Raw genomic sequence first — 25,820 nt, 5'->3', positions numbered from 1 at the left:
GCGTTACTTGAAAAGCAAAGTGCTGACGTACGACTCGGAAGGTGCCTTCTCCCAAATTCCGAGCATGGCCTGATTACGATCTTCTCCAATCCAGTAAAATCGCCGCTTGCGGCCTTCAGTATTCTCCGAATGGGCTAAGGGTAGTCCCAGAACATGTTCATAGAAATGAGAAGATTGTTCAAGGTTAGTCACGTTCAGATGGGTTTCAAACAGTCCTTTGATCATAGGGCGGCACCTGCCGGGCTATTGATTTTGCGAGCTAAATTTAGGAATGATTCTAAGACTAGACGAATGCGATCTTCAATCTCTTGGCCGCCCTCGTACCCATCGTATCCAACCTCGAAGCGCTTACGCTGCATCCCGCCGATGGAAATCCAATCAGGTGTATTAATCCCATGTAGGTTGCGTACAACCGCCTGTAATTGAAGCAATGAGCTTACACCTACAGCTCCGCCTGCAGAACTGGCGGACAGTACCACTTTGCCGTTGAAATGGGTCTGGCCTAGATGGTCCAGCGCATTTTTCATCACACCACTCATGGAGCCGTGGTATTCCGGGGTAATTAGGATGATTGCGTTCGCGCTTAGCATCTCTTGATGGAGGGTGCTTAAATGCTCATGCTCTGGGTGGGACTCATCTGGTGAATAAAAGGGGAGCGGGCGTTTGTGGAGATCGAACAGGGTGACTTTTTCACCTTGTTGATTAATAAAGTGTGCGGCATGCTCTGCCAGCTTTGTGCTGGTCGCCTCTTTTCGATTACTGCTTGTCAGGATCATCACTTTCATCTGTATCCACTCCTATAAGGTGATTGCTATACACCAATGATAGCTGAATCGGCATTTATTGAAATCAGCACATGGAATGAACCTGCATAGCAAAGACGCTCAGCCATTGTGCTGAACGTCTAAGACTAAAGTTGTAGATGAGCTGAGTCGCTATGAGCTGTAGCCGTTTTTTAATGCAAAAATAGCAGCCTGAGTCCGATCTGATAAGTTTAGCTTTCCGAGTACATGGCTGACATGTGTTTTAACGGTCTTTTCGGTGATGACCAGCTTGCTGGCAATCTCTTTGTTACTCATGCCGAGTGCAATTAGATCTAATACTTCTTGCTCGCGTGGAGTAAGGAGCTCTAATCCGGTGATAGCAGCTAGTGTTGTATTTGGATCGTTTGGATCTGAAGTACGGACTTCCAATTGCTCTAGTGTAGAAGTTGCCATTAGATTCATCAGCTGACTGGCAGCCTCGGAATGTAGCTCGACTTGCCCGTTATGTACTTTGCGGATAGCGACTACCAGTGCTTCTGGTTCTATATCTTTAAGTAAATAGCCTTTAATCCCTACGCGGACTGCTGGCAGTACATGATCCTGATCCGAAAATGAGGTCAACACAATGACCTTGACCTGCGGATGGGAGATCCGCAGTGCTTGAGCGGTCTCAATGCCGTCCATAATGGGCATATGCAAATCCATTAATATAACATCCGGATTCAATTCGGCGGTTCTTTCTAACGCCTCACGGCCGTTGGAGGCTTCACCTATAACCTTGATATCAGGTTGTGTGGAGAGAAACACCTGCAGCCCACGGCGTACCATTGCATGGTCGTCTACTAATAATAAGTTTATCGTCATTTATTGATCACCCGACTTCATGTTAATTTGATGGTAAAGGGATGGTTACCTCAACCGTTGTACCTTGATGCTCCTCACTGTGAATAGAAAAATGGCCATCAAGCGCCTCGGCTCTTTCCTTCATAATATGCAGCCCGATAGATTCATTGGTGTCTGTGCTACAGCGCCGTTTGGCGCCGCCCTTACCCTGATCGATGATACTCAGTATCACCTCGGTAGCGTTCAAATGCAGAGATACTTCAGCTTTAGAAGCTCCGGAGTGCTTGCGCACATTATTGAGTGCTTCTTGACCAATGCGTAGTAGACCCTCTTCAATATTGCGAGGGAGCTCGAGAACGCCGCTTCGCCCAGTCTGTATCAGCAGCCCTAGTTGCTGACCGTGGGCCTGAAGCGCGGTCAACAACCCGGCTTCCAGCCCTGCAGGACGAAGCTGCATGATTAAAGCGCGCATTTCTTTGAGTGCAGATTGCGAGAGCTCTTGTATATCACGGACAGCCTCAGTAGCCGGATGGGAGGTGTGCTCTTGCTTCAGCATACTTTCCACACCTTTGGCTGTCATTGAGAGGGAGAACAGGATCTGATTCACCGAGTCATGCAGGTCACGGGCCAGTCGATTCCGCTCATCTAGACGAGCGATTTCTCGGCGCTTCTCTCCGAGCTGTACGCTTTCCAGTGTAGCTGAAATATGCTCAGCGATCGCTTCGAGTACTTCTCCATCTGCGGTCGCCGAGGCGAGTGCTTTAGGCGAGGCGATGAGTAGAATGGCTGAGCTTTGCACGATAATCTGCCGAAAGGGGACGGCAAGCATTACAACTCGCTCTCTATCAGGCTGTTCAGAACAGCAAGATTTCGTAATTTCCTGTTCCTCGTCAGAGGTTAATGTTGCAAAGCGGTGTCCTTGCGAGATATCTACTAGACGATTCTTAAAGGAATCTGAGAGCTCAAAAGGGGCTATTTCAGGTGTTATATTAGCTGCATAAGCGGCTGCGTGTACTTCGAATTTCTCCTCTCGTTGTCCGATAATCGCTGCAAAAGGCCAATCGAAATATTGGACAATCAGGGCGGTAGTTTTCTCTACCAGAATGCTTGGAGAGATGCATTCACTAGCCGTGAGATTTAAAGCTGCGCTGAATTCGCCTAATTTGGCGTACAGATTGGCCCGGCGCTGCTCAGTGCTGTATAGCTGCATGCGTTCAATGGCACTGCCAATTTGCAAGGCCACCGATTGCAGTAGAGCAAGCTCGCTGTCGGCGTAATGCGCTTTGCCCGGTGCTGCTACATTCATAAGCCCTAAGTAGCGATCGCCTGAATGGAGCGGGATGGTGGCGTGGTGGGTGATTCCCAAAGTATCCCCCCAGTTATACTGCCTGGCATTACTCAGCCGCTTGCAGTTTAGAATGTTGACTGCTTGTTCTAACCGTCCGTCCCATAGGCGCTCTAAGCACCAGCAGGTTCCACACTGCATCGGCTGTTTATTATCCCGTTGCAGCGCTGGCGGCAAACCTCGATCTACGGCCCATTCATACTCCATGTTCTCTTCGCTCAGGAAGATCCAGCCTGCTGTATTTCCCGTTAGGTCTAACAGCTTGCCCATAACTGTATCGAGCATCGGTTTGAGCTCATTGGAACTATTTAAGGTCTCCGCAATTGTCTTGAGCGTCAGTAACTCGTGGATTCCGGCTTCTTCCGGCATGAGGTTCTCCCCTTTAGGTTTATTAAAAGATAAAAAATTATAAGATTCAGACCATACTTTATGTCTTATATTTCTCGTTTAAACGCTTGCCGTCCTTATTAGGACGCCGAAGGTGTTTATGTTGATAAGGTTCTATCTATTGTAACTTAGAATACTCCATTCATTCTAAAATTTTATGTAATTATGATGCCATAAAAAAGCAGCCCCTTAAGGTCTGGTATGACCTTAAAGAACCGCTAAGGGTATGCGTTAATTTACAGCTGCAGGGGTAGTGGAAGGTGTGCTGTGTTCTGCATCATCGTGCTGAATAAGTCCGTGTTTCTCCCAAGCCCGACTCTTCCAACGGAAATACATAATGACAGCTCTTAGCCACTCATCGGCCGCAGTGGCAATCCACACACCGGCTAACCCTAGATTAAGCTGGAACACCAGAAAATAGCCAAGGGGCAAGCTCATGCAGACCATGGAGATCAGTCCCATATATACAGGGAACTTCGCATCGCCAGAGGCCCGTAGTGAGTTGATAATGACCAAATTAGTTGTACGTCCAGTTTCTAGGAAGAAGCTAAGCAGTATAACCTGAGCCCCCATCGTGATAATGTTCTCATTTTCAGTGAAGAGGCCAAATAGCGGTACTCGGAAAATAATCACCAGAGCGTCTATTATTACTGTAACCAGCAACGCCCACTTCACACTGGAGAACACACGCTTATAGGCCTCATCGGGACGCCTAGCTCCCACCAGATGCCCTACGACAATGGAGGTTCCCATAGAAACAGCTACGCTGAATAAATAAATATAGTTGGAAATATTGAGCGCGTATTGGCGAGTAGCCATAGCTTCAGCACCCAAATAGGTAATATACAGTGTGAATACAAGCTGACAGGACTGATAGGTAATCGATTCAAAAGCGGACGGGATGCCGATTTGGAGAATTTGCAGCACGTATTTTTTGGAAAGATGAATGTAGTAGGTGAACTTCACTCGTATCTCCATCACTCTGTAGAGTAGCAGGAAGAAGACGATTAGACAGATAAAGCGACTGGCCACCGTTGAGATAGCCGCTCCTTCGACACCTAACGCTGGAAGACCAAAATGACCATAGATGAGCAGGTAGTTACCCACCACATGGATGATATTCATCAGCAAGGATACGACCATCGTTTGTTTAGTGAAGCCGTGTGTACGGATTGTGGTCGCCAGAGCATTGATTAATGCTTGAAGAAAAATTCCGCCCCCGACGATATGTATATACGATTTGGCATAAACGAGAATATCCCCTTTAACATTTAAGGCAGTTAGTAGCGTCCCTCCGAATATCAGCAAAAACGTACTTAAGAGAATTCCTACTAACAGGTTGAGGGTAATGGCATTTCCGGTAACTTGAGCCGCTTCTAGAGGTTTTTTGGAACCGAGGTATTGGGAGACCACGATTGCCGCGCCGTTGCCAATTACACTTAGAACTAAAATGGCAATCGCAATGATCTGATTCGCTGCACCGACACCCGATACAGCATCGTCCGACACAGAGCTAATCATAAAAGTATCCACACTGCCCATGAGCATAAAAAGGAACAGTTCCAGGAATATCGGCCAAGTCAGTTTTATGAGGTTAAATTCTTGGTGGTTATTTTGCTTCATTGTACACCTTCTTACATCATGATAAATTTCCTGATATTCCATAAACAAACTGTAATATTAGCATAGCTTTCATGAAAATGCAGTACTTTTACAAAAATATGACAAAGCGTTTCTTAATTGCTACAAAGATAAAGCCTGTAGCAGCGCATTAGTATCCTCCAGGTAACTACATCACAATAAAGTGCCTACTTCCCTTAAGGGATGTAAGGATCTAGAATTTGTACATGACTTACTAAAATATATTAACAAGGAGTGCAAATAAATATGAAATTACAATTAGCGCTGGATCTAGTGGACATTACGGGAGCGAAAGAGATTGTATCAGAGGTTGCCGAATATATAGATATCGTTGAAATTGGAACACCTATCGTTATAAATGAAGGCTTGCACGCAGTGAAAGCTATTAAGGAAGCTTTTCCTTCTTTGACCGTGTTGGCTGATCTAAAAATCATGGATGCAGGTGGATATGAAGTTATGAAGGCTGTTGAAGCAGGCGCGGATATTGTTACGGTACTTGGTGTCTCTGATGATGCTACCATTAGAGGTGCAGTGGAGGAAGCTAAGAAAACCAATAAAGAGATTCTGGTTGACCTGATCAATGTGAAGGATATCAAGACAAGAGCTGCTGAAGTAGACGCGCTTGGCGTAGACTATGTCTGCGTACACTCTGGGTATGACCATCAAGCGGAAGGTAAAAATTCTTTTGCGGATTTGAATGCAATTAAGAGTGTGGTTAAACAGGCTAAAACTGCTATCGCCGGAGGGATCAAACTTAGCACACTTCCAGAGGTCATCGCCGCGAATCCTGATCTTGTTATCGTTGGCGGAGGCATCACAGGTGAAGCTGATCAAAAAGCCGCTGCAGCAGAAATGAAGCGTTTAGTAAGCCAGGCTTAAGATTACAATGGACACAATGAAATATGCGCAGCGAATTATTGAGGAGCTTCAGCGCTCCATTTCTCAGCTTGATCATCAAGAGGCTGAACGAATGGCTGAGCTTCTTCTTCAGTCGAATAAGGTATTTGTGGCCGGGGCTGGTAGATCAGGATTGATGGGACGAGCTTTTGCAATGCGACTCATGCATGTCGGTAAAGAAGTGTACGTCGTAGGAGAAACGGTAACCCCGGGTATTGAGCCTGGTGATGTGCTTGTGCTCGGTTCCGGTTCAGGAGAGACGAAGGGGCTGATCTCTATGGCTGAGAAGGCCAAAGGAGTGGGTGCAGAGGTTATTGCTGTTACAATTGCGCCTGATTCAACCGTCGGACGTTTAGCGAGCTATGTAGTGAAGCTGCCAGGATCTCCAAAAGATCAGGCTAGTGGAAGCTACAACACAATTCAGCCAATGGCTTCTTTATTTGAACAGACGATGTTAGTCTTTTACGATGCGGTGATTCTGCGGATGATGGAGAAGACGGGGCAGACGACTAAGCAGATGTTTGGCAAGCATGCTAATTTAGAGTGAGCTTACAGAAACGAATGCCTTCCTATAAGGAGGATATTCGTTTTTGTGTTAGTATGATAACAGAAGAGAGGAGGCGCTTTAGGTATGGCAACCGAGATTAAGGATCGCATCAACTTGAAGGAAATTAATTGCGAGAAGGAATTAACGCTTGCGGTAATTGGAGGCAAATGGAAGCTGATTATCCTGTGGCATCTAGGGCTTGAAGGGACCAAACGGTTCAGTGAGCTGAAGAAGCTAATTCCTCATATTACGCAAAAAATGTTAACCAATCAACTTCGCGAGCTTGAAGAAGATCAGTTGGTTCTTCGGAAAGTGTATGCCGAGGTTCCGCCAAAAGTAGAGTATTCCCTGACTTCATATGGTCAGAGTCTGCTTCCCGTCCTTCGACTGATGTATGATTGGGGCAAAAATTACGGAGAAAATGTGATCTGGAAAGACACACCGCCAGACGAAAGATGCTAATCAAATAGTCTCTGATCATTAAAAATCCCTGAGAGGTCTGAATAGACCTTCTACAGGGATTTTATTGTGTCAATTATGGAGTAACTCGGATAACCAATTAAGCTTTTTGTTCGAATAGTTTGGTGATCTCTACGATGACGTTTACCGCTTTTACCATGTTGTCAGCAGAGGCGTATTCGAATTTACCATGGAAATTCTCGCCCCCGGTGAAAATATTAGGTGTAGGCAAGCCCATGTAGGAAAGCTGTGAGCCGTCTGTCCCCCCGCGAATCGGACGGATGACCGGTGTGATGTCCAGATTCTCCATCGCCTCATGGGCAATATCGACGATATGACGCACGGGTTCGATTTTTTCACGCATGTTGTAATATTGGTCTTTCATTTCGAGTACGATGTTCTCTTCACCGTGAATGCTCTTGAATTCATCTACGATGGCCGAGAGATAGGCTTTACGTGCCTCGAATTTCTCGCGGTCGAAGTCACGGATAATATATTGGAGCTTGCTGAACTCGGGGGTACCTTCAATGGAGCTAAGATGGTAAAAGCCTTCATAACCGTCCGTGAATTCTGGGGCTTCCTCAGAAGGGAGTCTGAGGTGTAGAGCCATGGCGATTTTTGCGGAATGAATCATTTTTCCCTTCGCGGTACCAGGATGTACGTTGACGCCGTATACAGAGATTTTTGCAGATGCGGCATTAAAGCTTTCATACTCTAGTTCACCGAGAGGGCCTCCGTCCACAGTGTAAGCATAAGAAGCATTAAAAGCAGCAACGTCAAATTTATGAGGGCCGCGGCCGATTTCTTCGTCCGGTGTGAAGGCGACTCTAATCTTGCCATGCTTGATTTCAGGGTGCTGAAGGAGGTAATTCATCGCTGTCATAATCTCAGCAATACCAGCCTTGTTGTCTGCGCCAAGCAGAGTGGTACCATCGGTTGTTATTAATGTGTGGCCTTTATATTCTGCCAGCTCTGGGAAGCTCACTGTGGACAATACAACATTCAACTCTTTGTTCAAAAGAATATCTTGGCCATCGTAGTTCTCGATAATCTGTGGCTTCACATTCGTTCCAGTAAAATCAGTCGCCGTATCCAAATGGGCTAAAAAACCAATGGTCGGAACATCCTTGTCCGTATTCGCAGGGAGTGTCGCCATAACATAGCCATGCTCGTCCACCTGGACATCCTCCATGCCGATTTCCTTGAGCTCTTCAACCAGCTTGTGAGCAAGCACCATCTGCCCCGGAGTGGATGGACAAGTCTCATTATCCTCGTTTGATTGGGTATCCATTTGAGCATACGAAATAAACCGTTCTATAACCTCTTTTTTCACTATGGGTCATCTCCTCATTACTGTTGTATCTATATAGTATCACTTTCCATATCCGGTCTCATCCCTGAGAAAGAAGATTAAGAGTTGAGATTAGCATTATTGAGGCAATGTCTCTTGCTTCACTAGCTTCGCTGAAAGTAAATACCGGTCGGGTGCTGATCCAACGTATGAAAAAGGATAACAGGTGATCAAAGTAAGAATGGCCTTATCGCTTGATTTTATAGCTCCGCGTTCATTTCCGTCTACAATCTTACTGCCTGTCACCTCATAGATGAACGTACCGTCCGTGCTTTCCAGTTCGATCAGATCCCCTGCGACGAGTTCTCCTAGATTGCGGAATACGGTATCACGGTGTCCAGCAAGCACACTATTGCCGGCGGCACCGATAGCTGCGCTACCTATATAGTGTCCAGCCCCTTTTTTTAACTCAGGGCTATCCGTACCCTCCAGAACAGCCACCTTCTTATTTAAGGTAGGGAAGCGGATCTCCCCAATCACCTCTCCCTCTGTATAGGACGGAGGAGAAATGGGTTGTTCTTTTGGAGAACTGACCATTCCTTTAGGAAGAGGGTTCTCTTCGTTTGGAAGGGGGCGGGCGATAGCTTCCTCCCTCTTTTTTGCCCAATCATTTAGGGCCTGTTTGGCCTCAATCGGTGCTTTGACGACTTGAACGATCGAATAAATCAGCACAACTAAAGAGAGTATAAAGATTAGCTTCACGGCTAGTAAGACACCATTACGCTTCTTCATACTCTCTCCTCCAGACTTATGTTACTAAATGTTATTATTTCTTCGATTTCAATCTGCGCATAACAATCACACTGAGCACTGCGATAGCTAAGCTGGCAAGAATTAAGTTATACCAAGGCTCCGCGGTATTTGGGAGCTTGTCACCTGCCTCTGGTGCGCCCAAAGGAATGTCGCCGTCAGGTAAGGCTATTTCATCACTTGGCTGAGGCGTTACATTGGTAGTTTGATTACCAGCACTTGGTGACGATGTTGGATTATTACTGATTCCGCCCATTGGGATCGGTTCTTCAGTAACGCTAATTTCATCTGCAGGCGGTGTAGGTGTAGGCAATGGTGTTGGTGTTGGTGTAACTGTTGTTGGTGGCACTGATTGACCTGGTGTTACGACAGCTGTAGGTGAAGCTGTATTCGTTGGTGAATCTGTAGGTGTCGTAGTTGGTGAAGTTGTAGTTGTTGGTGAAGTTGTAGTTGTTGGTGAATCTGTAGGTGTTGTGGTTGGTGCAACTGTTGGTGTCGGTGAAGCTTCTGGTGTAGCTGTTGGTGTTGTGGTTGCTGTAGGTGTTTCAGCAGGTGTTGTAGTCGGTTCAGTTGTAGCTGTCGCCGTTGCGGTTGCTGTAGGTGATGGATCAGGTGTAGGTGTAACTGTTGCTGTCGGCGTTGGTGTTGAAGTAGGCTCCGCAGATGGGCCTGGTTCTCCGGAAGCGGAGAATTCAAAAGCTACGGTCGTGGCCTTCCCTTGATATTCGTTGCCGGCTTCCCAAGGGAAAGTTACAGCCATTTGAATTACACTCTTTTCCCCTCCAGCAAGTGAACCGATGGTCACTCTGCCAGCAGCTTCACTCATCACTCCCGAATAGATGATTACTCCCTCTTTTTCGAGAGTCATTTGGAGAATATTGTACAACTCTACGTCCCCAGAGATGAATTTAAAGTCCACAAAATAATCAAAGCCTTCTGTGCCGTCGTTAATTATCGTGTACTCTGAGCTCATTTCGTCACCGGGCTTCATATTGTTCATGGTTGCTGTGCTCGTAGTGTGAGAATTCACAGTAAGTTTAATGGTATCCTGAGCGCTTACCCCTCCAGCCTGCCATATTACTCCTACCAGAATAATCAGAACGTAAGCAGCTATGAAGACCGAGTGGTATTTTTTCTTCATTTTCGTTGCTCCTTTCTCCTGAGCCCACTGTAGCTGTTGAAAAACAAAATCTGCGGGCTTCCGGCAAAATCCTTCGTTTTAAACGATTATTCCATCCTACAATGTCGAAATAAGTAGTTTCGAAAGGTACCACTCTTGCAATTGCATACGGAATCTTTCCGAAAGAACGAAGGAAGAGGGGGATAGCTAAAACAAAATTCGTTCGTTATAGCGAATACATAAAGTATAATCAAAATGATATCTAAAGAAAAACGATGTATTACAACCAATTAGGTCATATTTGGTTAAATAACAAGTATATTATCTATTTATCTGTTGATTTCTCTCTATATCTCTTTATTTTTATGTTTATTCATATCTTAATAGTGTTTTATTAAGAACGGCTTTGGAAATAAAACAAAAAAAGGCAGGACGTTAATCTGAAACGGAAGAATTCCCGATAGTCAGATAAAATGTCCTGCCTTGTTAAGTTTGCAATCTTACAGTTCTTTCATAGCCTCAGCTACAATTTCATAAGAACGAAGACGAGCCTCATGATCATAAATTCCTGCAGAGATAATCAGTTCATCTGCTTGGGTCTCTTTCAGAATGGCTTGAAGTCTTTCTTTAATCGCCGCTTTATCGCCAGAGAAAGAATAACGCTGCTTATCGAGCATGATTGCCTTTTCTTGTATCGACCATAACCCATCCATACTTTCAACGGGAGGTTGTAGCTTTCCGGTACGCCCACGGATGATATTGAGGAACTGCTGCTGCTGCGAGGTAGCCAGCTTTCTTGCCTCATCTACGGTGTCGGCCGCTGTAACCCCTAGTCCGATCATAACATAAGGCTTGTCTAGTGCTTCTGATGGACGGAAATTACTGTGGTATATGTGCAGGGCCTGAAGTAAATACTCAGGTGCAAAATGGCTGGCAAAGGCAAAAGGCAAACCTAGCTTGGCTGCTAGCTCAGCACTAAAGCCACTGGAGCCTAAGAGCCAGATTGGAACATTTAGGCCTTCTCCAGGAACCGCACGCACGCCAGCTGGACGGGATCCTGCGCCTGCAGGGTCGAAGTAAGCTCTTAACTCACTTAGCTGCTCAGGGAATTCACTGCCATCGCTTCCGAGGCCACGACGCAGCGCACGGGAAGCTGGTTGATCAGATCCGGGTGCTCTGCCCAGTCCAAGATCGATCCGTCCCGGATATAGAGATTCGAGTGTGCCGAATTGTTCGGCAATGACTAGTGGTGCATGGTTGGATAACATAATACCACCAGAGCCAACACGTATGCTTTGAGTGCCACCCGCGATATGTCCGATCAAGAGTGAGGTAGCAGAGCTGGCCACTCCGATCATATTATGATGCTCAGCAAACCAATACCGATGATAGCCCCACTTCTCAGCATGTCGGGCTAAATCTAGAGAGTTATGGAAAGAGTCTGCTGCTGTCCCTCCTTCCACAATAGAAGCTAAGTCCAGCACGGAGAATCGAATGTCCCGAGGTTGTTTCAATGTTATCCCTCCTATAATAAATGCTCTATGCTCCTAGAGCAGTATTTGCAGCTATGAATATCGCTACTCGGCTAGTATATCATGAAATAAAACTATATACACACTTTAAGTAAGTTGTATGTTCACAGAATGAGGAAAGAGAAGGACAAGATTAATTAATAAAAATAATGTAAGCGCTTCAAAAATTCTGTTGTTATTTCCAAACGGGCTTGCTATAATCACTTCGAAAAGTCCCCTAAAAAAGGAAGTTATCATAATGAAGCCAACCATAAGAGATGTTGCCAGAATGGCCGAGGTGTCAATTAGCACGGTATCACGTGTTATGAATGCACCGAATTCGGTAGTGGAGAGCAAACGGAATCGAGTGATGGAGGCTGTAGAACGATTACGGTATCAACCTAATTCATTTGCACGTGGTCTGATTTACAAGAAGTCTTTTACACTGGGGCTGCTTATTCCCGATATTGAGAACCTATACTTCGCTGGGGTGATTCGGGGAATGCAGGATGCATGCATCAAGCTTGGGTACAGTCTAATGATCTGCAATACAGACCGCGATAAAGAACGGCTACTGTCCTATATTGATAACTTCCATGAGAAACAGGTAGATGGAATCGTATTTGCCAGTGATGTCCTTTATCCTGAATATCATGACAAATTGGTCGGTTGTAGAATTCCGTTTGTGCTAGTGTCCTCGCATTCTGATGAGTTCGACATTCCAAATGTGGAGGTGGATGATGAAGCAGCTGCTTATGATGCGGTGAAGTTCCTGATTGATTTAGGTCATAAAGATATTGGTATGATTGGCTTTAACCATGATAATTCTGTATCAGGCCCACCACGCTATGAAGGGTTTGTAAGGGCGCTAACAGAGTCAGGGCTACAGCAAAATATCGTGAAGAGCAAATATGCCAGCCACCGGTTTGAACATGCTTACCAAGCTGCGCATGAATTATTTACGGATTACCCCGAGATAACTGCTGTGTTCTGTGTTGCTGATGAATTCGCGATGGGGACGATTTCTTATCTGAAGGATCGTAACATTCTTGTTCCAGGTCAGGTATCTGTGATTGGGTTTGATAATTTAAGAATGTCAGGGATGTTCATTCCGAAGTTAACTACAATTGCCCAACCGATTTACGAGTTAGGGTATCGTGCTGCCGAGAAGCTGCATGAATTACTTACAACAGGAGAAGTGCAGGTATTGAATGAGAAGATGGAGCATAAGCTGATTGTGCGAGAATCTACACGGGAGAAATAAGGGTAGTTCACTTTTGTACCACCCTCTGAAAAGCTTTTCAGAATTTCGGACTAATTTTAATTAATAATTGAATATCTGCTTGGACAATAAAAATAATTTTTACCAAAACATTTCAGATATGGATTGGAAACGCTTACTTTATGTGATACTATAACAAATGTAAGCGCTACAATTAATTGGAACTTGTGATTCGATTCTTATTTAGTATAGATCCTTAGATTCTGAAAAGCTTTGCAAGGAGGTGATCTGCTACAAGCTGCTTTTACATGCCAGGGTACCGGATGATTGAGTCAGAAGCAATCTCTAAATCCATTAAAGGGGATGTACAAAGATGAAGAAGACCTCAGGACGTAAGAAGTCATTGGCTTTAGTACTGTGTTTATCCTTCACTATGATGCTGAGCGCATGCGGCGGGGGCAATAACAACAATGCAGCGCCTACAGATCCGCCTGCGGCGACTACCAGCCCAACAGCAGATAACACCGAGAAAGCAACGGCTGCTCCAAGCACCGAGCCTACGGGGTCTCCACTAGAGCTAGCCATGAAAGGCGACTATAAAGGAACTAAAGTAACGATGTTCGGCCCCTTCGTGGATGCTGACCAAGTGAAATTTGAGAATAGTATCAAAGAGTTTGAAGAGAAGACCGGAATTGATATTCAATACGAGGGCTCCAAAGAGTTCGAAGCTACGATAAACATTCGAGTAGACGGTGGAAATGCGCCGGATATCGCGGACTTTCCACAGCCGGGTCTGTTAGCCTCGATTGCTAAGACTGGTAAGGTTATCGATTTGACCAACGTGCTGGATCAAGCTAAATTGACGGCTAATTACAACAAGAGCTGGCTCGATATGTCTAACATGGACGGGAAAGACGGCAAGATCATGGCGGGGATTTGGAACCGCAGTAACGTAAAGAGCTTAGTCTGGTATCCGAAGAAACAATTTGATGAAGCGGGCTACAAGGTTCCTGAGACTTGGGATGAGATGATGGCTCTGACGGAACAAATTGCTAAAGACGGCGATCCTGCTTGGGCAATTGGAATCGAGAGTGGTGCTGCAACAGGCTGGCCAGCAACAGACTGGGTAGAAAATATAATGCTGCGCACAACTACACCTGAGAATTACGATAAATGGGTAAAAGGTGAGCTGCCATTCACTTCTCCAGAAGTGAAGAATGCAGTAGAAGTAATGTCTAAAATCTGGCTCAACAAGGATTATGTCTATGGTGGTGCTAAATCCATTGTGACGACATCGTTCGGGGATGCACCGGCACCAATGTTCAATAATCCGCCTAAAGCTTGGTTTAATATGCTCGGTAACTTTATTACAAGCTTTTTCCCTGAAACGGCAAAGGTTGATGTAGATTACGATTGGTTCTACTTGCCGCCTATTGATCCTCAATATGGCAAACCGGTGCTAGTTGCTGGCGATATTTACGCTATGTTCAACGATCGTCCTGAAGTACGTGCGGTTATGGAATTCTTCACTACAGGTGAGTCCATTAAGAGCTGGGTACAGTCGGGCGGCGTAATTGCGCCAATGAACGATGCTTCCCTCGATTGGTATACCTCAGAATCCGACCGCCGGATGGCGAAGCTGGTTCAGGATGCTTCCACACTGCGCTTTGATGGCTCTGACTTGATGCCGGGTAAAGTAGGTGCAGGTACCTTCTGGAAAGGCATGACCGACTATGTAAGTGGTACAGCGACGCTGGATCAAGCGTTGGAACAAATCCAGTCTGGCTGGAACAACTAACCTAATATTGAAAGCACACAGTTAAAAGAGGGGCAGCGGGAATTGAGAGTACTCTGCCCCTCTTTTTGTTTTCCAAAGCGCGAGTATAGGAGGAGCTGGAGCTAATATGGGTGCACAAACACAAACACAACCACAGCCACAGAGGGAGCCGCAATCACAAGCTAAGCAAGCTGTCAGGCTTAGGGCGGTATTACTGTCTCTTCTAGTATTGATTGCTAACGTTGTTGTGAATGGCTTGATCTTTTTATTCTTTCGGGATTCGACGTTAAACCCACTACTAACAGCAGTTCTAGCCGTTCTTTGGGGAGTTCTGGGCGTCTATCTGATCTACTACACACTTACCTGGGCAGTTGAACAATATCCTGATCATATACGCCGAAAGGTGTTGCCCTATATTTTTATAGGTCCGGCAGTGATTTTATTGGGGTGGCTATTGGTGCTGCCTGCACTGCGAACACTCTATTTGAGCTTTTTTAATGCTTCTTCAGAGAAATTTGTAGGCCTGAGCAACTATGCTGCGATCTTTAGCGACCATCTGATGGCGACGGCACTGCGTAACAATTTACTTTGGGTGTTCATAGGTACACTGGCATGTGTAGCTTTTGGACTCCTAATTGCAATTCTTGCAGATCGAAGCAGCTACGAGAAAATGGCCAAATCGATCATTTTTATGCCGATGGCTATTTCTTTTGTCGCAGCAGGGGTCATCTGGAAGTTTGTATATTACTATCAACCCGGTGATGAACAAATTGGACTATTGAACGCCATCGTTACTTATTTTGGGGGAGAACCACAGGCATGGACGAGTATGCTTCAGCCGTGGAATAACTTTTTCCTCATTATTATTCTGATCTGGATGCAGACTGGGTTTGCGATGGTAATATTCTCTGCAGCTATCAAGGGAGTTCCTGACGACATTCTGGAAGCTGCACGGGTGGATGGTGCTAATGAGGTGAAGATCTTCTTTGGAATCATGATCCCTTATATTTCAGCAACTATTCTGACTGTGACAACGACCATTATCGTCTTTACGTTGAAAATATTTGACGTCGTCATGGTGATGACAGGAGGTCAATACGATACAGAGGTAGTGGCTACGCAGTTTTACCGGCAATTCTTTATGTACCGAAACTTCGGTTACGGCTCCACGCTGGCTATTGTTCTGCTGATCGCGGTGTTGCCAGTGATCATAATCAATCTACGTCAGTTCCGTAAGCAAGGGGGATTCTAATGGCCGGGAAAAAGAAGAGAAAAGGCAGCAAGACGATTGTAAATATCGTGCTGGGTGTGATTTGCTTCATTTGGCTACTTCCGACGCTGGGGCTGTTTATTTCCTCCTTTCGTCCGGCTGCCGATATTTTGCAGACTGGATGGTGGAAAGCTTTTCCCCATCAGGAGTGGAAGGCTGGAGAGACCCTTCAGTTATCGAAGGATGTGGATCTGCGGGAGCCGATTGAGGTAAACGGCAAAACCTATACCGATGATCAACTGAAGGCAGGCGTGAAGGCCGATGGCAGTCGTTTGATGTGGGAGAACCGTAGAGCACGTACCATAAATCAACAGGAACAAGGCTGGAAAATGACACCGGATCTTACATTGGATAACTATAATAATGTGCTCTCGGGTAAGGAATATAAGCTCAAGCAAGCTGATGGCAGTGAAACGGTGCAAAAAGGTACCGGATTGTCGCAAGCCTTCTGGAATACACTGACGATTGCTGTTCCGGCGACGGTTATTCCGGTGTTGATTGCTTCTTTTGCTGCTTATGCATTTGCTTGGCTGCGTTTTCCTGGACGGCGAACACTCTTTGTCATCATTATCGCTATGCTCGTTATTCCAATCCAAGTGGCACTTATTCCAGTGCTTAAAGATTATACCGCGCTTGGACTGAACGGAAGCTATTTGGGCATTTGGCTGGCGCATACAGCTTTTGGGCTACCGCTAGTTACGTACTTTATGTATAACTTTATCAGTCAGCTACCTAAGGACTTGTTTGAGTCGGCTTTTATGGATGGGGCGAGCCATTTCACTATTTTCAGTAGATTGATACTACCGTTATCTGTGCCTGCACTGGCTTCTATCGGAATCTTTCAATTCTTATGGGTGTGGAATGATTATTTAGTCTCGCTGATTTTTATCGGCAATCAACCTTCTGTTCAGGTCATGTCGATGAAAATTGCCGACTTAGTAGGCTCACGGGGCAACGACTGGCATTTACTCACCTCGGCTGCATTTATCTCCATGCTGATGCCGCTCGCTATTTTTTTCCTGCTGCAAAAGTATTTCGTCAGAGGACTTATGGGTGGATCGATAAAAGGCTGATTTGAACATTGTGGAAACGTAAGCAAACACCTTCGCGGGAATTACAAGGCTAAAGTATAGCGTCAAATTTATACTTTCTTATAACTGAACAAAACTGTGTCAGGGGGGGACTTAGAGAGATGAAGATGAAACCATACGTACATCCAGCTGCAGTATATCCTTACCGGGAGTGGAGCCTAGATGAAGAAAATTATAATGAAGAGAACAATCAAAGAAGCGAAAGTGTATTTGCTCTTGGTAATGGATATATTGGCATGCGCGGTAATTTCGAGGAAGGCTACCATGGCCACTCGGGCTCATCTGTAACAGGGAACTATTTGAATGGATTTTTTGATTCCGAGCCTATTGTATACCCAGAGGGAGCTTATGGTTATCCTTCCCGCAATCAAGCTATGCTTAACGTGCCGGACGCCAAGATTATTGAGCTGAGCATTGAGGGGCATGCCTTTCAGTTAAACAGTGGAAAAGTGCATCGGTATGAACGGCAGCTGGATATGCGAAATGGAATCCTACATCGACAGTTAGAATGGGAATCTCCTGCCGGACACAGGGTAGAGCTGAACATTCGGCGGATGGTGGCTTTGCAGCATAAACATTTAGCCGCCATCGATTACGAGGTCACGGCCTTGAATTTTGAAGGGCCCCTAATGCTCACTTCATCGATCGATGGTGAGATTCAAAGGCCGGGGGTTACGGATGACCCCCGGCTGGGCTCGGGGAGTAAAGAACCTAGTTTGCTGCTGGTGGATACCGGTCATGAGCTCGAACAGAACTTTTTGTGGATGAAGCATAGGACTCGGCATACCCGGTTTGCGCTACTAACAGGGGTGAGCCATAGTCTGAATTGTAGCTCTGGATATGAAAGGGCCGTGCAGCTAGAAGGTCAGCGATTATCCATGCAATGGATTGTTCCGGTGGTGATGGGGGAAAGGATCTCCTTGACCAAGTACATTTCATATCATACCTCTAAGGATTACATAGAAGATGAGCTGTTAAGCAAGTGCTTGGGAGTGCTGAGCTTGGCGGAGAATGGTGGGTTTAAAGCTCTGGTTCAAGAACAACGGGCTTTTTTGGATCATTTCTGGGCACATACTGATGTGGAGATTCAGGGGGATCTTGCGCTTCAACAGGGTATCCGCTTTAATGCGTTTCAATTGCTGCAATCCGTAGGACGTGACGGGGTTACGAACATCGGGGCCAAGGGCCTGACGGGAGAAGGATACGAAGGTCACTATTTCTGGGATACCGAGATGTACATGATCCCCTTCTTTACATTCACACAGCCGGAGATTAGCCGGAAGCTACTCGAATTTCGTTATGCCACGTTAGATAAGGCGCGGGAGCGAGCAGCGGTGATGTCTCAGAGGGGAGCATTATATCCTTGGCGTACCATAGATGGCGCTGAGAACTCTTCTTATTTTCCGGCAGGAACAGCACAAATGCATATTAACGCGGATATTGCCTATGCCATTAAACAGTATGTGCGGGCTACTGGAGATGATGAGTTTTTAGTTCTGAAGGGAGCCGAGATGATATTCGAGACCTCCCGTTTTTGGGTAGATCTGGGTCATTTTAATCCGGCCAGGGAGGGTGCGTTCTGTATTGATGCGGTAACGGGTCCCGATGAGTATACAGCTATCGTTAACAATAATGCGTACACTAATCTAATGGTACGAGATCAACTCTATTATGCATATGAGACAGCCAAACTGCTAGGCAAGCAGTATCCGGAGTATTTTGAACGTCTGAAGCGAAAGATTGGTCTGACTGAGAAAGAGCCAGGTGATTGGATACTTGCAGCGGAGAAGATGTATATCCCTTTTGATGAGGGGCTGGGCATCTATGCTCAGGATGATACTTTTTTGACTAAGAAGAAGTGGGATTTCGAACATACGCCAGAGGATAAATATCCGCTACTGCTCCATTACCATCCGCTGGTAATTTACCGTCATCAGGTGCTCAAACAGGCAGATTTGGTGATGGCCATGTTCCTGCTGGGTGATCAGTTTAGCTTGGCGGACAAGATCCGCAATTACAATTACTATGAACCGCTGACGACACATGATTCTTCTTTGTCTCCGTGCATTCACAGTATTATTTCTGCTGAGATTGGTGATTTAGCGGGGGCTTATTCCTATTTTGATCGTACGGTACGGATGGACTTGGATGATATTAACCGCAATGTGAAGGACGGGCTACACACTGCTGCTATGGCGGGTTCTTGGCTGTCGATTGTAAATGGTTTTGGTGGGATGCGCTTATGTGGCGGTATGCTATCCTTTAATCCTGTCTTGCCGGCACAATGGGACAGCTATCGGTTTAAAGTAACAAGCGGCGGACAGCTATTGGATATTTATGTGGATGATAAGGTAGTCGTCTATACCCTATTAGTAGGTGATATGATTGAGATTCTGCATAAGGGAAATCTGGTGCAGCTGACTGCAAAGAAGCCGTTGTCCCTTTCAATTACAAAGCAGCTTGAGGCTGTTATTTTCGAACTGGACGGGGTTATTACCGATTCTGGAGAGCATCATTATCTGGCCTGGAAAGCCTTAGCCGATGAGCTGGCGATTTCTTTTGATAGAGAGAAGCATGTACGTCTGAAGGGCCATAGCCGAATGGAATGTTTAGAAATCCTACTGGAGGGAAGCGGCCTGAATTTACCCCAACCGGTAAAGGGAATGCTCTGCAACAAAAAGAACGAAAAGTATAAACAGCTAATTCAACAAATGACACCGGATGATTTGCTCCCGGGTATCCATAGTCTGCTGACCAGTTTGAAAGAAAAGCGAATCCCCGTTGGTCTGGCTTCAACCAATGAGAATGCGATGTTGATTCTTGAACACTTGAAGATTGGGCGTTTGTTTCAGGCTATTGCTGATCCCAAAAACATTCGTAGGGGCAAACCAGATCCGGAAATTTATTTGCAGGTTACTGAGATGCTGGGCATCTCACCTGACTGCTGCGTAGGTGTCGAGGATACAGAGGAGGGGATAGCTGCCGTTAAAGCCGCTGGTCTGAGGTCTGTTGGAGTTGGAGATATGTCTATGAGAGATAGTGCTGAACTATGGGTTCCTTCTACCTCGGAGTTACAGGTAGAGAATTTGGTACAGTTGTTTCAGTAGTGAAAAGTCTTGCTCCTGAAAAGTCTGATAAACAGCAAGCCTCCCGATCATGGGAGGCTTGCTGTTTTGTCTATTTCAATACTTTCCGCACCAGCTTGACCTTATTCCCATAGGGTGGGTATACAATCCCGAGGTCGATTCGTGTACCTCTCTTGACGATGCTTTTGCGATGGGAAAAGACTTCAAAGCTGTGTTTACCGTGATAACTGCCAATTCCAGAATTGCCGACTCCACCAAATGGCAGGTTAGTGTTCGCCACATGAGAGATCGTATCATTGATGCAGCCACCACCAAATGAGACTCGGGAAAGTACCTCTTGTTCAACATGTTTATCCTCTGTGAACAGATAAAGCGCAAGCGGTTTTGGATGCTCGTTAATACTCCGGATCGCATCATCCAATTGATGGTACTCCAATATGGGTAGGATCGGACCGAAGATCTCATCCTCCATAGAAGCATCAGTCCAAACCGCAGGATAGATTAGTGTAGGTTCAATATAACGTTCTTCTGAAATGACGGTTCCGCCCATTACCACCTTTTCCCGATCCCGCTCAATGAGGTCGGAAAGTCTTTGCAGCTGGCGCTCATTCACGATCCGGCCATAGTCAGTATTCGGCTGTGCATTTTGACCGTAGAATTCAGTGATTTGATGTTTGATTTTGGTGATCAATTCATTAGCAATGTCCTTTTGTACAAGCAAATAATCGGGCGCAATACAGGTTTGACCGGCATTTAATAATTTGCCCCATACGATTCGCTTCGCTGCAATATCCAGATTGGCTGATTTGTCGACAATGACCGGACTTTTCCCGCCGAGCTCCAAAGTTACAGGTACTAGATTTTTCGCAGCGGCTTCCATAACGATCTTTCCGACCGGAACACTACCCGTGAAGAAAATATAATCAAACCTGGCATGGATCAGTAAATTCGTTGTCTCTTTCTCCCCCTGAACTACGCGGATATACTGTGGTTCGAAGGTTTCCTGAATAAGCTGCTCTATCACAGCCGTTATAGCAGGTGTGCTCTCCGATGGCTTGAGGACAGCGCAGTTGCCGGCGGCAATGGCACCGATCAGCGGCTCAATCAGCAACTGAAACGGATAATTAAATGGGCCAATAATGAGTGCAGTACCGTAAGGTTCACTTAAGATATAACTCTTTGCAGGAAATAAATGGAGTGGTGATCTAACCTTTACGGGTTTCGACCAACGTTTGAGATGCTTCATCATGTAACCGAGGCTGTCCAAGGTGAAGCCGATTTCTGTGGCATAAGCCTCGAACTCACTTTTTCCTAAATCTTGATGTAAGGCAGCCATGATCCGACTCTCGTATCGTTTAATACTGTCTTTAAGTTTTTGCAGCTGACTCAGTCGAAAAGCAACCTCTTTCGTTACGCCACGATTAAAAAAGTCCTTATGCTCTTCAAGCATCACTTGGATGCTAGCCGTTGTCTGTGGAGTCATAATACTCCCCTCCTTCTTTGTAATAGGCCCGATTTATGGGAGCCGGTAAAAGGCAAAGGGCTCGCCAAAGCGAAAGGAAGCACTTGCCTCTTCTAGCTTGCAAACCGTTTCTTCATTAAGCGGAATGGACGTGCTTTGCAGATTCTGTTCCAGCTGCTCCACGCGTGTAGCCCCAACAATAACTGTCGAGACGGCAGGACGATTCATGAGCCAAGCTAAGGAAAGCGCAGTAGAAGAGGTTCCCAGTTCTTCAGCAATTTGCCCAACTTTCTGCCCCAGTTCGATTCGGTCATGATCAAGGAATCTTTTGAAATTAGGATCGGTATCTGCTCTGGACCCTGAAGGTGTGGAGCCGCTTGAAGTATATTTGCCTGTGAGAATTCCGCCCGCCAGTGGAAAATAAGGAATAATTCCTACACCTTGATCAAGACAAAGGGAGAGAAGCTCATTCTCCGGCGTCCGATCCGCTAAGGAATAGCTGCACTGAATCGAAATATACTTGGCAAAGCTCCGAGCCTCACTGATTCCAATCGCCTTCATCAATTGCCATGCTGTATAGTTGGAAGCCCCGATATAGCGCACTTTTCCCGAAGATACCATATCGTCCAAGGTCCGTAACGTCTCTTCAAGTGGCGTATAGGGATCAAAGGTGTGAATCTGGTATAGATCGACATAGTCCGTTTGTAGACGGCGAAGACTATCTTCTAATTCCTGCATCAAATGGCGCCTTGAGGAGCCGCTTCCGTTAGGTCCGTCATGCTTAACTAAGCCTGCTTTAGTGGCGAGAACAGCCTCATGTCTTCTACCCTCCAAGGCCAGGCCGATGATTCGCTCGGATTCTGTTCCAGCGTAAATATTAGCGGTATCAATAAAGTTAATTCCATGATTCAGCGCAGCATGTACAATCTGAATGGAGGTCTCTTGATCTGCCCTTTTGCCAAAAGCGTTCGTTCCTAGTCCCAATGTGGATACTTGTAAGCCGCTATTCCCAAGTCTTGTAAAGTTCATACTCAGCACTCCTCATAATAAAATGATCTACTCTTGAGCAAAAAGATCCAGAGCTGTCTCGACGAACATCTTCACAGCAATGGAAGTATCGGTAAGCGAACTAACCGCGATATGTATATCTCTGAAGGCGTCGGGCTGTAGTTCGCGGGTAACTACATTTGGAGGTAAAGATAACAAGGACAACTCAGACATGACACCAACAGCCAGCCCCTCTTGAACCATATTAAGAGCCGTTGCGTAGTTATTCACCACGTATTTTACATTCAAATGGCTGCTACTTCTGCGGAATAAATCCACCACCGGCGGTTCATAGCCTGCTTTGCAGATCAGCATGGGCTCTCCCGCTAATTCTCTCACACCTATGACAGATCGTTTATGTAAGAGATGGTCATCTCTGATTACGGCATACAACTTTTCTCTATATAATGGGATAGTTTCGAACGATTCGCAGGGAGCAAGCAACAAGCCAACATCAATTTCTTTGGATTCCAGCCATTCTCTGACTTCGGCGATAGAGCCTTCTTGCAGGCTGATCGTGATATTCGGATATCGTGCAGTGATAGAGCTAATAATCTTCGGTAAAAAATAGGCAGAAGCCACGGGAAAAGCGCCAATCCGAATGCTTCCTTTCTCAAGTCCTCGCTCCGCGTAAATCTCCTGATTGACCTTATCAAAGCCCATTAGAATTTCACGAAAAATAACAAGGATACGCTTGCCGATGTCAGTAAGCATAAGACCGTTACGCCGATCCCGAAGTAATAGCTTAACATCCAGTTCGGCTTCTAGAGACGAGATCGCTCGACTGACAGCAGGTTGGGTCATATTCAGTTCTACACCAGCTTTGGTAAAACTACCGCTCTCGGCGATTTTGACGAACAAGCGAATTTGAGTATTGTTCATAACAAATATGATATGCCCCTTATGAGTATTATTCATTTCATTTATATTCTTAATTATTGTATCATTTGTGATGAATCTACACCAAGGAGTGAATACATGAATCAGCAGAAGAAAAGCATCATCCTTCTTATATTTTTGGTGATTGTATGGGGCATTAATTGGCCTATATCTAAAATCGCCTTAGACTACGCTCCGCCCTTATTATTTGCAGGTATCCGAACCGTCATCGGCGGATTTATTCTGATTCTAATTGCACTTCCTAAGGTGAAGGAGCTCCGCTTCAAGCAGCTCTGGCCGATCTATCTGACCTCGGCTATATTAAGTATTGTGTTCTATTATGGCTTTCAGACGATTGGCTTGCAGTATGTACCCGCAGGATTGTTCTCATCTATTGTGTTTCTGCAGCCGGTATTGCTCGGCATTTTTTCTTGGCTGTGGTTAGGAGAGAACATGTATGGGCTTAAAATGGCGGGTCTATTGCTAGGGTTCCTCGGCGTAGCCTCCCTCAGTATTGGAGGACTTAATGGAAGCATCTCTATCTGGGGAATTATACTTGCTTTAGCCAGTGCATTGAGCTGGGCGTTAGGAACAGTATATATGAAACGAAATGCTGTGCGCGTGGATATGCTATGGATGACCGCTATGCAAATTTCGATCGGCGGTATCATTTTGCTGCTTTCGGGATCTACTACAGAGAAGTGGTCGGATATCACTTGGAGCGGAACGTTTATCATGGATACATTGTTTATCGCAATTTTTGTGATCGCGCTAGGATGGCTGATTTACTTCAAGCTGATTAACGAGGGAGAGGCAGGGAAGGTTGGATCATTCACCTTTTTAATCCCACTGATCTCAATAGGGACAAGCGTAGTCTTTTTAAATGAGCAGATTACCTTGAATCTTGTGATTGGCCTGTTGCTTATTGTTAGCAGCATCGTTCTGGTGAATGTGAGGATCGGGCGTGCCGCGAAGCAGTCGGTTTAGTTCAAATATAAAGTATAAGTAGTAATCAGGGTTCTAAGAGGGCATATTGATGAATAGGGAAGCATAAACGGCTTCGGCGTCCTTATAAGGACGGTAAGCGTTTAAGCGAGAAATATAAGGATAAAGTATAGTGTATAACTTATACTTTCTTATATTTGAACAAAAGGGACACCCCCGAAGCTTATAGCTTCTGGGAGAGTCCCTTTTTAATAAAGCGTAAAGCGCGTGCGACTTCAACCGTTGAGGGCCGAGTGGCTACGACATAAGTAGCAGATTTAGCACGTTCTACTTCTTCCAGCACCCGGTTTAGGTGACTGAAGACTGCGCCAAGATCACGAATACTTGCTAGCGAACAATTCCCTTGCAGTTCAGAGAAACTAGCCAATTGCAGATCACGAGCGTGTTGGATACAATCCGCAAGAGAACGTTGGCACTCGGCATCCGATAAAGTTTTGGTTCCATAAAGAGCAATACAATCTGCGGTTGCCTCCAGCACATCCTTCATCCAGTCTGAAGAGGCATGATGCGCGGGCAGAAGACGAATATCGTCTGCAATCTCTTTGACATAGGAATGAATGCTTTTTAGATGTGAGGTAGCCTCTATGAGCCCCTTCAGTTTACCACGGCACTGATAATGTGTGAGGGTATAGAACATTTCTTTCTGTTCCCGGCTGCTATTTGACAGGAGTTTACCTGCTTCTTCCAGTAAATTATCTTTCGGAGAATCACGTCTTACGCCTACGAGATCTTTTAATGCATCCGCAAGCAGAAGACTTCCTTCGAATGCCAATGCTTTTACCTTGACGAACCTGTTCGGCGGCACGATAATCATATTGATGGCCAGGGCGATCAGCACACCAATAAATGTTTCCCCTATTCTCCAAAGCACGTAGTCATTCTGGTAAAAAGTAAGAGCTAGAACGGAAGTAACACCTACCTGTGAGACAGCTTGAATGTTCATCTTACAAGCAGTAGCGATACCAATCCCGATGAGTAGAATGAGCAGGATAGAAAGTCCACCTACATCAAAAAACTGGCCAACAACTAGGCTAACGATCCCGCCAAGAATAATGCCGAGCAGGCGGTAGATTCCTTTTTCAAGCGATGCTTTAACGCTGGCTTGAGTGATGAGGATAGCCGCAAGGGGTGCAAAATATAAATATTGGCTACCATATATGCTGTGTACGGCGACCCATGAAAGTGAAGCAGCCAGCGTAATTCGTATCATGTAAAGTGAGAAACCATATTTTTCAAGGCGGTCTTGTAACCCCTCGTTCATTATCATTCATCTTCTTTCGGAAAAAAATGAAAAAACTGTCTGGTCTTTCAGTACGTTTTCATTATAGCATCCAAAAAAAGCCTTGGAAGACTGGATATTTTACAA

Annotated in this window: 22 protein-coding genes; 9 read left to right on the top strand and 13 right to left on the bottom strand. The window is 45.6% G+C overall.

All coding sequences use genetic code 11. The features are described 5' to 3' along the window. Positions 1–3: 3 nt before the first annotated feature. The 5 genes from ACN6MV_RS30070 to ACN6MV_RS30050 form a co-directional block, all read right to left on the bottom strand. The gene (locus ACN6MV_RS30070) at positions 4–225 is read right to left on the bottom strand and encodes a VOC family protein (protein WP_283936257.1); all 222 of its coding nucleotides are present in this window, start codon (positions 223–225) and stop codon (positions 4–6) included. Then, a complete protein-coding gene (locus tag ACN6MV_RS30065) occupies positions 222–785 on the bottom strand; it encodes an NADPH-dependent FMN reductase (protein WP_419885416.1) in 564 nt (187 codons plus the stop codon). Before ACN6MV_RS30065 ends, ACN6MV_RS30070 begins: the two co-directional genes overlap by 4 nt. A gap of 150 nt (positions 786–935) precedes the next feature. After that, positions 936–1,628, bottom strand: a complete 693-nt coding sequence (locus tag ACN6MV_RS30060; protein ID WP_042131514.1) for a response regulator — start codon at positions 1,626–1,628, stop codon at positions 936–938. Positions 1,629–1,650: 22 nt separating this feature from the next. Next, positions 1,651–3,321 (bottom strand): GAF domain-containing sensor histidine kinase, encoded by a 1,671-nt coding sequence (locus ACN6MV_RS30055; RefSeq protein ID WP_419885415.1) that lies wholly within the window; start codon positions 3,319–3,321, stop codon positions 1,651–1,653. Between the two features lie 249 nt (positions 3,322–3,570). Continuing rightward, positions 3,571–4,962, bottom strand: a complete 1,392-nt coding sequence (locus tag ACN6MV_RS30050; RefSeq protein WP_419885414.1) for an MATE family efflux transporter — start codon at positions 4,960–4,962, stop codon at positions 3,571–3,573. Positions 4,963–5,226: 264 nt separating this feature from the next. On the opposite strand from ACN6MV_RS30050, the gene hxlA reads away from it, so the two are divergent. The 3 genes from hxlA to ACN6MV_RS30035 all read left to right on the top strand — a co-directional run bounded on the left by hxlA (position 5,227) and on the right by ACN6MV_RS30035 (position 6,886). Further along, positions 5,227–5,859: a 3-hexulose-6-phosphate synthase gene (hxlA, locus tag ACN6MV_RS30045; protein ID WP_042131508.1), complete on the top strand. Its 633-nt coding sequence runs from the start codon at positions 5,227–5,229 to the stop codon at positions 5,857–5,859. A 7-nt stretch (positions 5,860–5,866) separates the two neighbouring features. Continuing rightward, entirely contained in the window at positions 5,867–6,424 is a 558-nt protein-coding gene (gene hxlB / locus ACN6MV_RS30040; protein ID WP_339288505.1) for a 6-phospho-3-hexuloisomerase, read from the top strand. 84 nt (positions 6,425–6,508) lie between these two features. Next, complete coding sequence (locus tag ACN6MV_RS30035; RefSeq protein WP_042131506.1) at positions 6,509–6,886, top strand: winged helix-turn-helix transcriptional regulator; 378 nt, start codon at positions 6,509–6,511, stop codon at positions 6,884–6,886. 97 nt (positions 6,887–6,983) lie between these two features. On the opposite strand, the gene pepT is transcribed toward ACN6MV_RS30035, so the two are convergent. From pepT to ACN6MV_RS30015, 4 genes are all read right to left on the bottom strand, one after another. Further along, on the bottom strand, positions 6,984–8,216 hold the full coding sequence (pepT, locus tag ACN6MV_RS30030; protein WP_339288504.1) for a peptidase T: 1,233 nt from the start codon (positions 8,214–8,216) through the stop codon (positions 6,984–6,986). A gap of 96 nt (positions 8,217–8,312) precedes the next feature. Then, a complete protein-coding gene (locus ACN6MV_RS30025; protein ID WP_052414768.1) occupies positions 8,313–8,966 on the bottom strand; it encodes a sortase in 654 nt (217 codons plus the stop codon). A 34-nt stretch (positions 8,967–9,000) separates the two neighbouring features. Further along, on the bottom strand, positions 9,001–10,125 hold the full coding sequence (locus ACN6MV_RS30020; protein WP_339288502.1) for a hypothetical protein: 1,125 nt from the start codon (positions 10,123–10,125) through the stop codon (positions 9,001–9,003). A 479-nt stretch (positions 10,126–10,604) separates the two neighbouring features. After that, positions 10,605–11,618: an LLM class flavin-dependent oxidoreductase gene (locus ACN6MV_RS30015; protein WP_170880330.1), complete on the bottom strand. Its 1,014-nt coding sequence runs from the start codon at positions 11,616–11,618 to the stop codon at positions 10,605–10,607. A gap of 256 nt (positions 11,619–11,874) precedes the next feature. Here ACN6MV_RS30015 and ACN6MV_RS30010 point away from each other — a divergent pair, with 256 nt between their 5' ends. The 5 genes from ACN6MV_RS30010 (at position 11,875) to pgmB (ending at position 20,082) form a co-directional block, all read left to right on the top strand. Further along, positions 11,875–12,879 (top strand): LacI family DNA-binding transcriptional regulator, encoded by a 1,005-nt coding sequence (locus ACN6MV_RS30010; protein ID WP_076120193.1) that lies wholly within the window; start codon positions 11,875–11,877, stop codon positions 12,877–12,879. A gap of 331 nt (positions 12,880–13,210) precedes the next feature. Continuing rightward, positions 13,211–14,635, top strand: coding sequence for an ABC transporter substrate-binding protein (locus tag ACN6MV_RS30005; RefSeq protein ID WP_042131501.1), 1,425 nt, complete (start codon positions 13,211–13,213; stop codon positions 14,633–14,635). A 106-nt stretch (positions 14,636–14,741) separates the two neighbouring features. After that, positions 14,742–15,866: a sugar ABC transporter permease gene (locus ACN6MV_RS30000; RefSeq protein ID WP_339288497.1), complete on the top strand. Its 1,125-nt coding sequence runs from the start codon at positions 14,742–14,744 to the stop codon at positions 15,864–15,866. After that, positions 15,866–16,957: a carbohydrate ABC transporter permease gene (locus ACN6MV_RS29995; RefSeq protein ID WP_042131499.1), complete on the top strand. Its 1,092-nt coding sequence runs from the start codon at positions 15,866–15,868 to the stop codon at positions 16,955–16,957. The genes ACN6MV_RS30000 and ACN6MV_RS29995 overlap by 1 nt, the downstream gene beginning before the upstream one ends. 119 nt (positions 16,958–17,076) lie before the next feature. Beyond that, a complete protein-coding gene (pgmB, locus tag ACN6MV_RS29990) occupies positions 17,077–20,082 on the top strand; it encodes a beta-phosphoglucomutase (RefSeq protein WP_339288494.1) in 3,006 nt (1,001 codons plus the stop codon). Between the two features lie 70 nt (positions 20,083–20,152). Here the strand turns inward: pgmB and ACN6MV_RS29985 are convergent, their stop codons facing one another. Genes ACN6MV_RS29985 through ACN6MV_RS29975 form a run of 3 tightly spaced genes read right to left on the bottom strand, consistent with a single transcriptional unit; the run spans position 20,153 to position 23,452 of the window. Further along, complete coding sequence (locus tag ACN6MV_RS29985) at positions 20,153–21,544, bottom strand: aldehyde dehydrogenase (RefSeq protein WP_076120195.1); 1,392 nt, start codon at positions 21,542–21,544, stop codon at positions 20,153–20,155. Positions 21,545–21,577: 33 nt separating this feature from the next. Continuing rightward, positions 21,578–22,552, bottom strand: a complete 975-nt coding sequence (locus ACN6MV_RS29980; protein WP_076120196.1) for an aldo/keto reductase — start codon at positions 22,550–22,552, stop codon at positions 21,578–21,580. Positions 22,553–22,579: 27 nt separating this feature from the next. Beyond that, on the bottom strand, positions 22,580–23,452 hold the full coding sequence (locus ACN6MV_RS29975; RefSeq protein WP_042131496.1) for a LysR family transcriptional regulator: 873 nt from the start codon (positions 23,450–23,452) through the stop codon (positions 22,580–22,582). Between the two features lie 96 nt (positions 23,453–23,548). Here ACN6MV_RS29975 and ACN6MV_RS29970 point away from each other — a divergent pair, with 96 nt between their 5' ends. Next, entirely contained in the window at positions 23,549–24,436 is an 888-nt protein-coding gene (locus ACN6MV_RS29970; RefSeq protein ID WP_042131495.1) for a DMT family transporter, read from the top strand. A 181-nt stretch (positions 24,437–24,617) separates the two neighbouring features. Here the strand turns inward: ACN6MV_RS29970 and ACN6MV_RS29965 are convergent, their stop codons facing one another. After that, positions 24,618–25,715 (bottom strand): FUSC family protein, encoded by a 1,098-nt coding sequence (locus ACN6MV_RS29965; protein ID WP_076120197.1) that lies wholly within the window; start codon positions 25,713–25,715, stop codon positions 24,618–24,620. Positions 25,716–25,820 lie beyond the last annotated feature (105 nt).

Source organism: Paenibacillus sp. B-A-8 (genome assembly GCF_048572915.1).
In the GTDB taxonomy this organism is placed as follows: Bacteria; Bacillota; Bacilli; order Paenibacillales; family Paenibacillaceae; genus Paenibacillus_AQ.
The sequence above is the reverse complement of the archived record's forward strand: the minus strand, read 5'-3'. Positions and strand labels throughout refer to the sequence as shown.

Coding starts and splice junctions, on each gene's coding strand:
- ACN6MV_RS30020 (WP_339288502.1), bottom strand. CDS start 10,125: ATGAAGAAAAAATACCACTCGGTCTTCATAGCTGCTTACGTTCTGATT.
- ACN6MV_RS30060 (WP_042131514.1), bottom strand. CDS start 1,628: ATGACGATAAACTTATTATTAGTAGACGACCATGCAATGGTACGCCGT.
- hxlA (WP_042131508.1), top strand. CDS start 5,227: ATGAAATTACAATTAGCGCTGGATCTAGTGGACATTACGGGAGCGAAA.
- ACN6MV_RS30070 (WP_283936257.1), bottom strand. CDS start 225: ATGATCAAAGGACTGTTTGAAACCCATCTGAACGTGACTAACCTTGAA.
- ACN6MV_RS29965 (WP_076120197.1), bottom strand. CDS start 25,715: ATGAACGAGGGGTTACAAGACCGCCTTGAAAAATATGGTTTCTCACTT.
- hxlB (WP_339288505.1), top strand. CDS start 5,867: ATGGACACAATGAAATATGCGCAGCGAATTATTGAGGAGCTTCAGCGC.
- ACN6MV_RS30050 (WP_419885414.1), bottom strand. CDS start 4,962: ATGAAGCAAAATAACCACCAAGAATTTAACCTCATAAAACTGACTTGG.
- ACN6MV_RS30035 (WP_042131506.1), top strand. CDS start 6,509: ATGGCAACCGAGATTAAGGATCGCATCAACTTGAAGGAAATTAATTGC.
- ACN6MV_RS29985 (WP_076120195.1), bottom strand. CDS start 21,544: ATGACTCCACAGACAACGGCTAGCATCCAAGTGATGCTTGAAGAGCAT.
- ACN6MV_RS30055 (WP_419885415.1), bottom strand. CDS start 3,321: ATGCCGGAAGAAGCCGGAATCCACGAGTTACTGACGCTCAAGACAATT.
- ACN6MV_RS30025 (WP_052414768.1), bottom strand. CDS start 8,966: ATGAAGAAGCGTAATGGTGTCTTACTAGCCGTGAAGCTAATCTTTATA.
- ACN6MV_RS29970 (WP_042131495.1), top strand. CDS start 23,549: ATGAATCAGCAGAAGAAAAGCATCATCCTTCTTATATTTTTGGTGATT.
- ACN6MV_RS30000 (WP_339288497.1), top strand. CDS start 14,742: ATGGGTGCACAAACACAAACACAACCACAGCCACAGAGGGAGCCGCAA.
- ACN6MV_RS29975 (WP_042131496.1), bottom strand. CDS start 23,452: ATGAACAATACTCAAATTCGCTTGTTCGTCAAAATCGCCGAGAGCGGT.
- ACN6MV_RS30065 (WP_419885416.1), bottom strand. CDS start 785: ATGAAAGTGATGATCCTGACAAGCAGTAATCGAAAAGAGGCGACCAGC.
- pgmB (WP_339288494.1), top strand. CDS start 17,077: ATGAAGATGAAACCATACGTACATCCAGCTGCAGTATATCCTTACCGG.
- ACN6MV_RS29995 (WP_042131499.1), top strand. CDS start 15,866: ATGGCCGGGAAAAAGAAGAGAAAAGGCAGCAAGACGATTGTAAATATC.
- ACN6MV_RS29980 (WP_076120196.1), bottom strand. CDS start 22,552: ATGAACTTTACAAGACTTGGGAATAGCGGCTTACAAGTATCCACATTG.
- ACN6MV_RS30005 (WP_042131501.1), top strand. CDS start 13,211: ATGAAGAAGACCTCAGGACGTAAGAAGTCATTGGCTTTAGTACTGTGT.
- ACN6MV_RS30010 (WP_076120193.1), top strand. CDS start 11,875: ATGAAGCCAACCATAAGAGATGTTGCCAGAATGGCCGAGGTGTCAATT.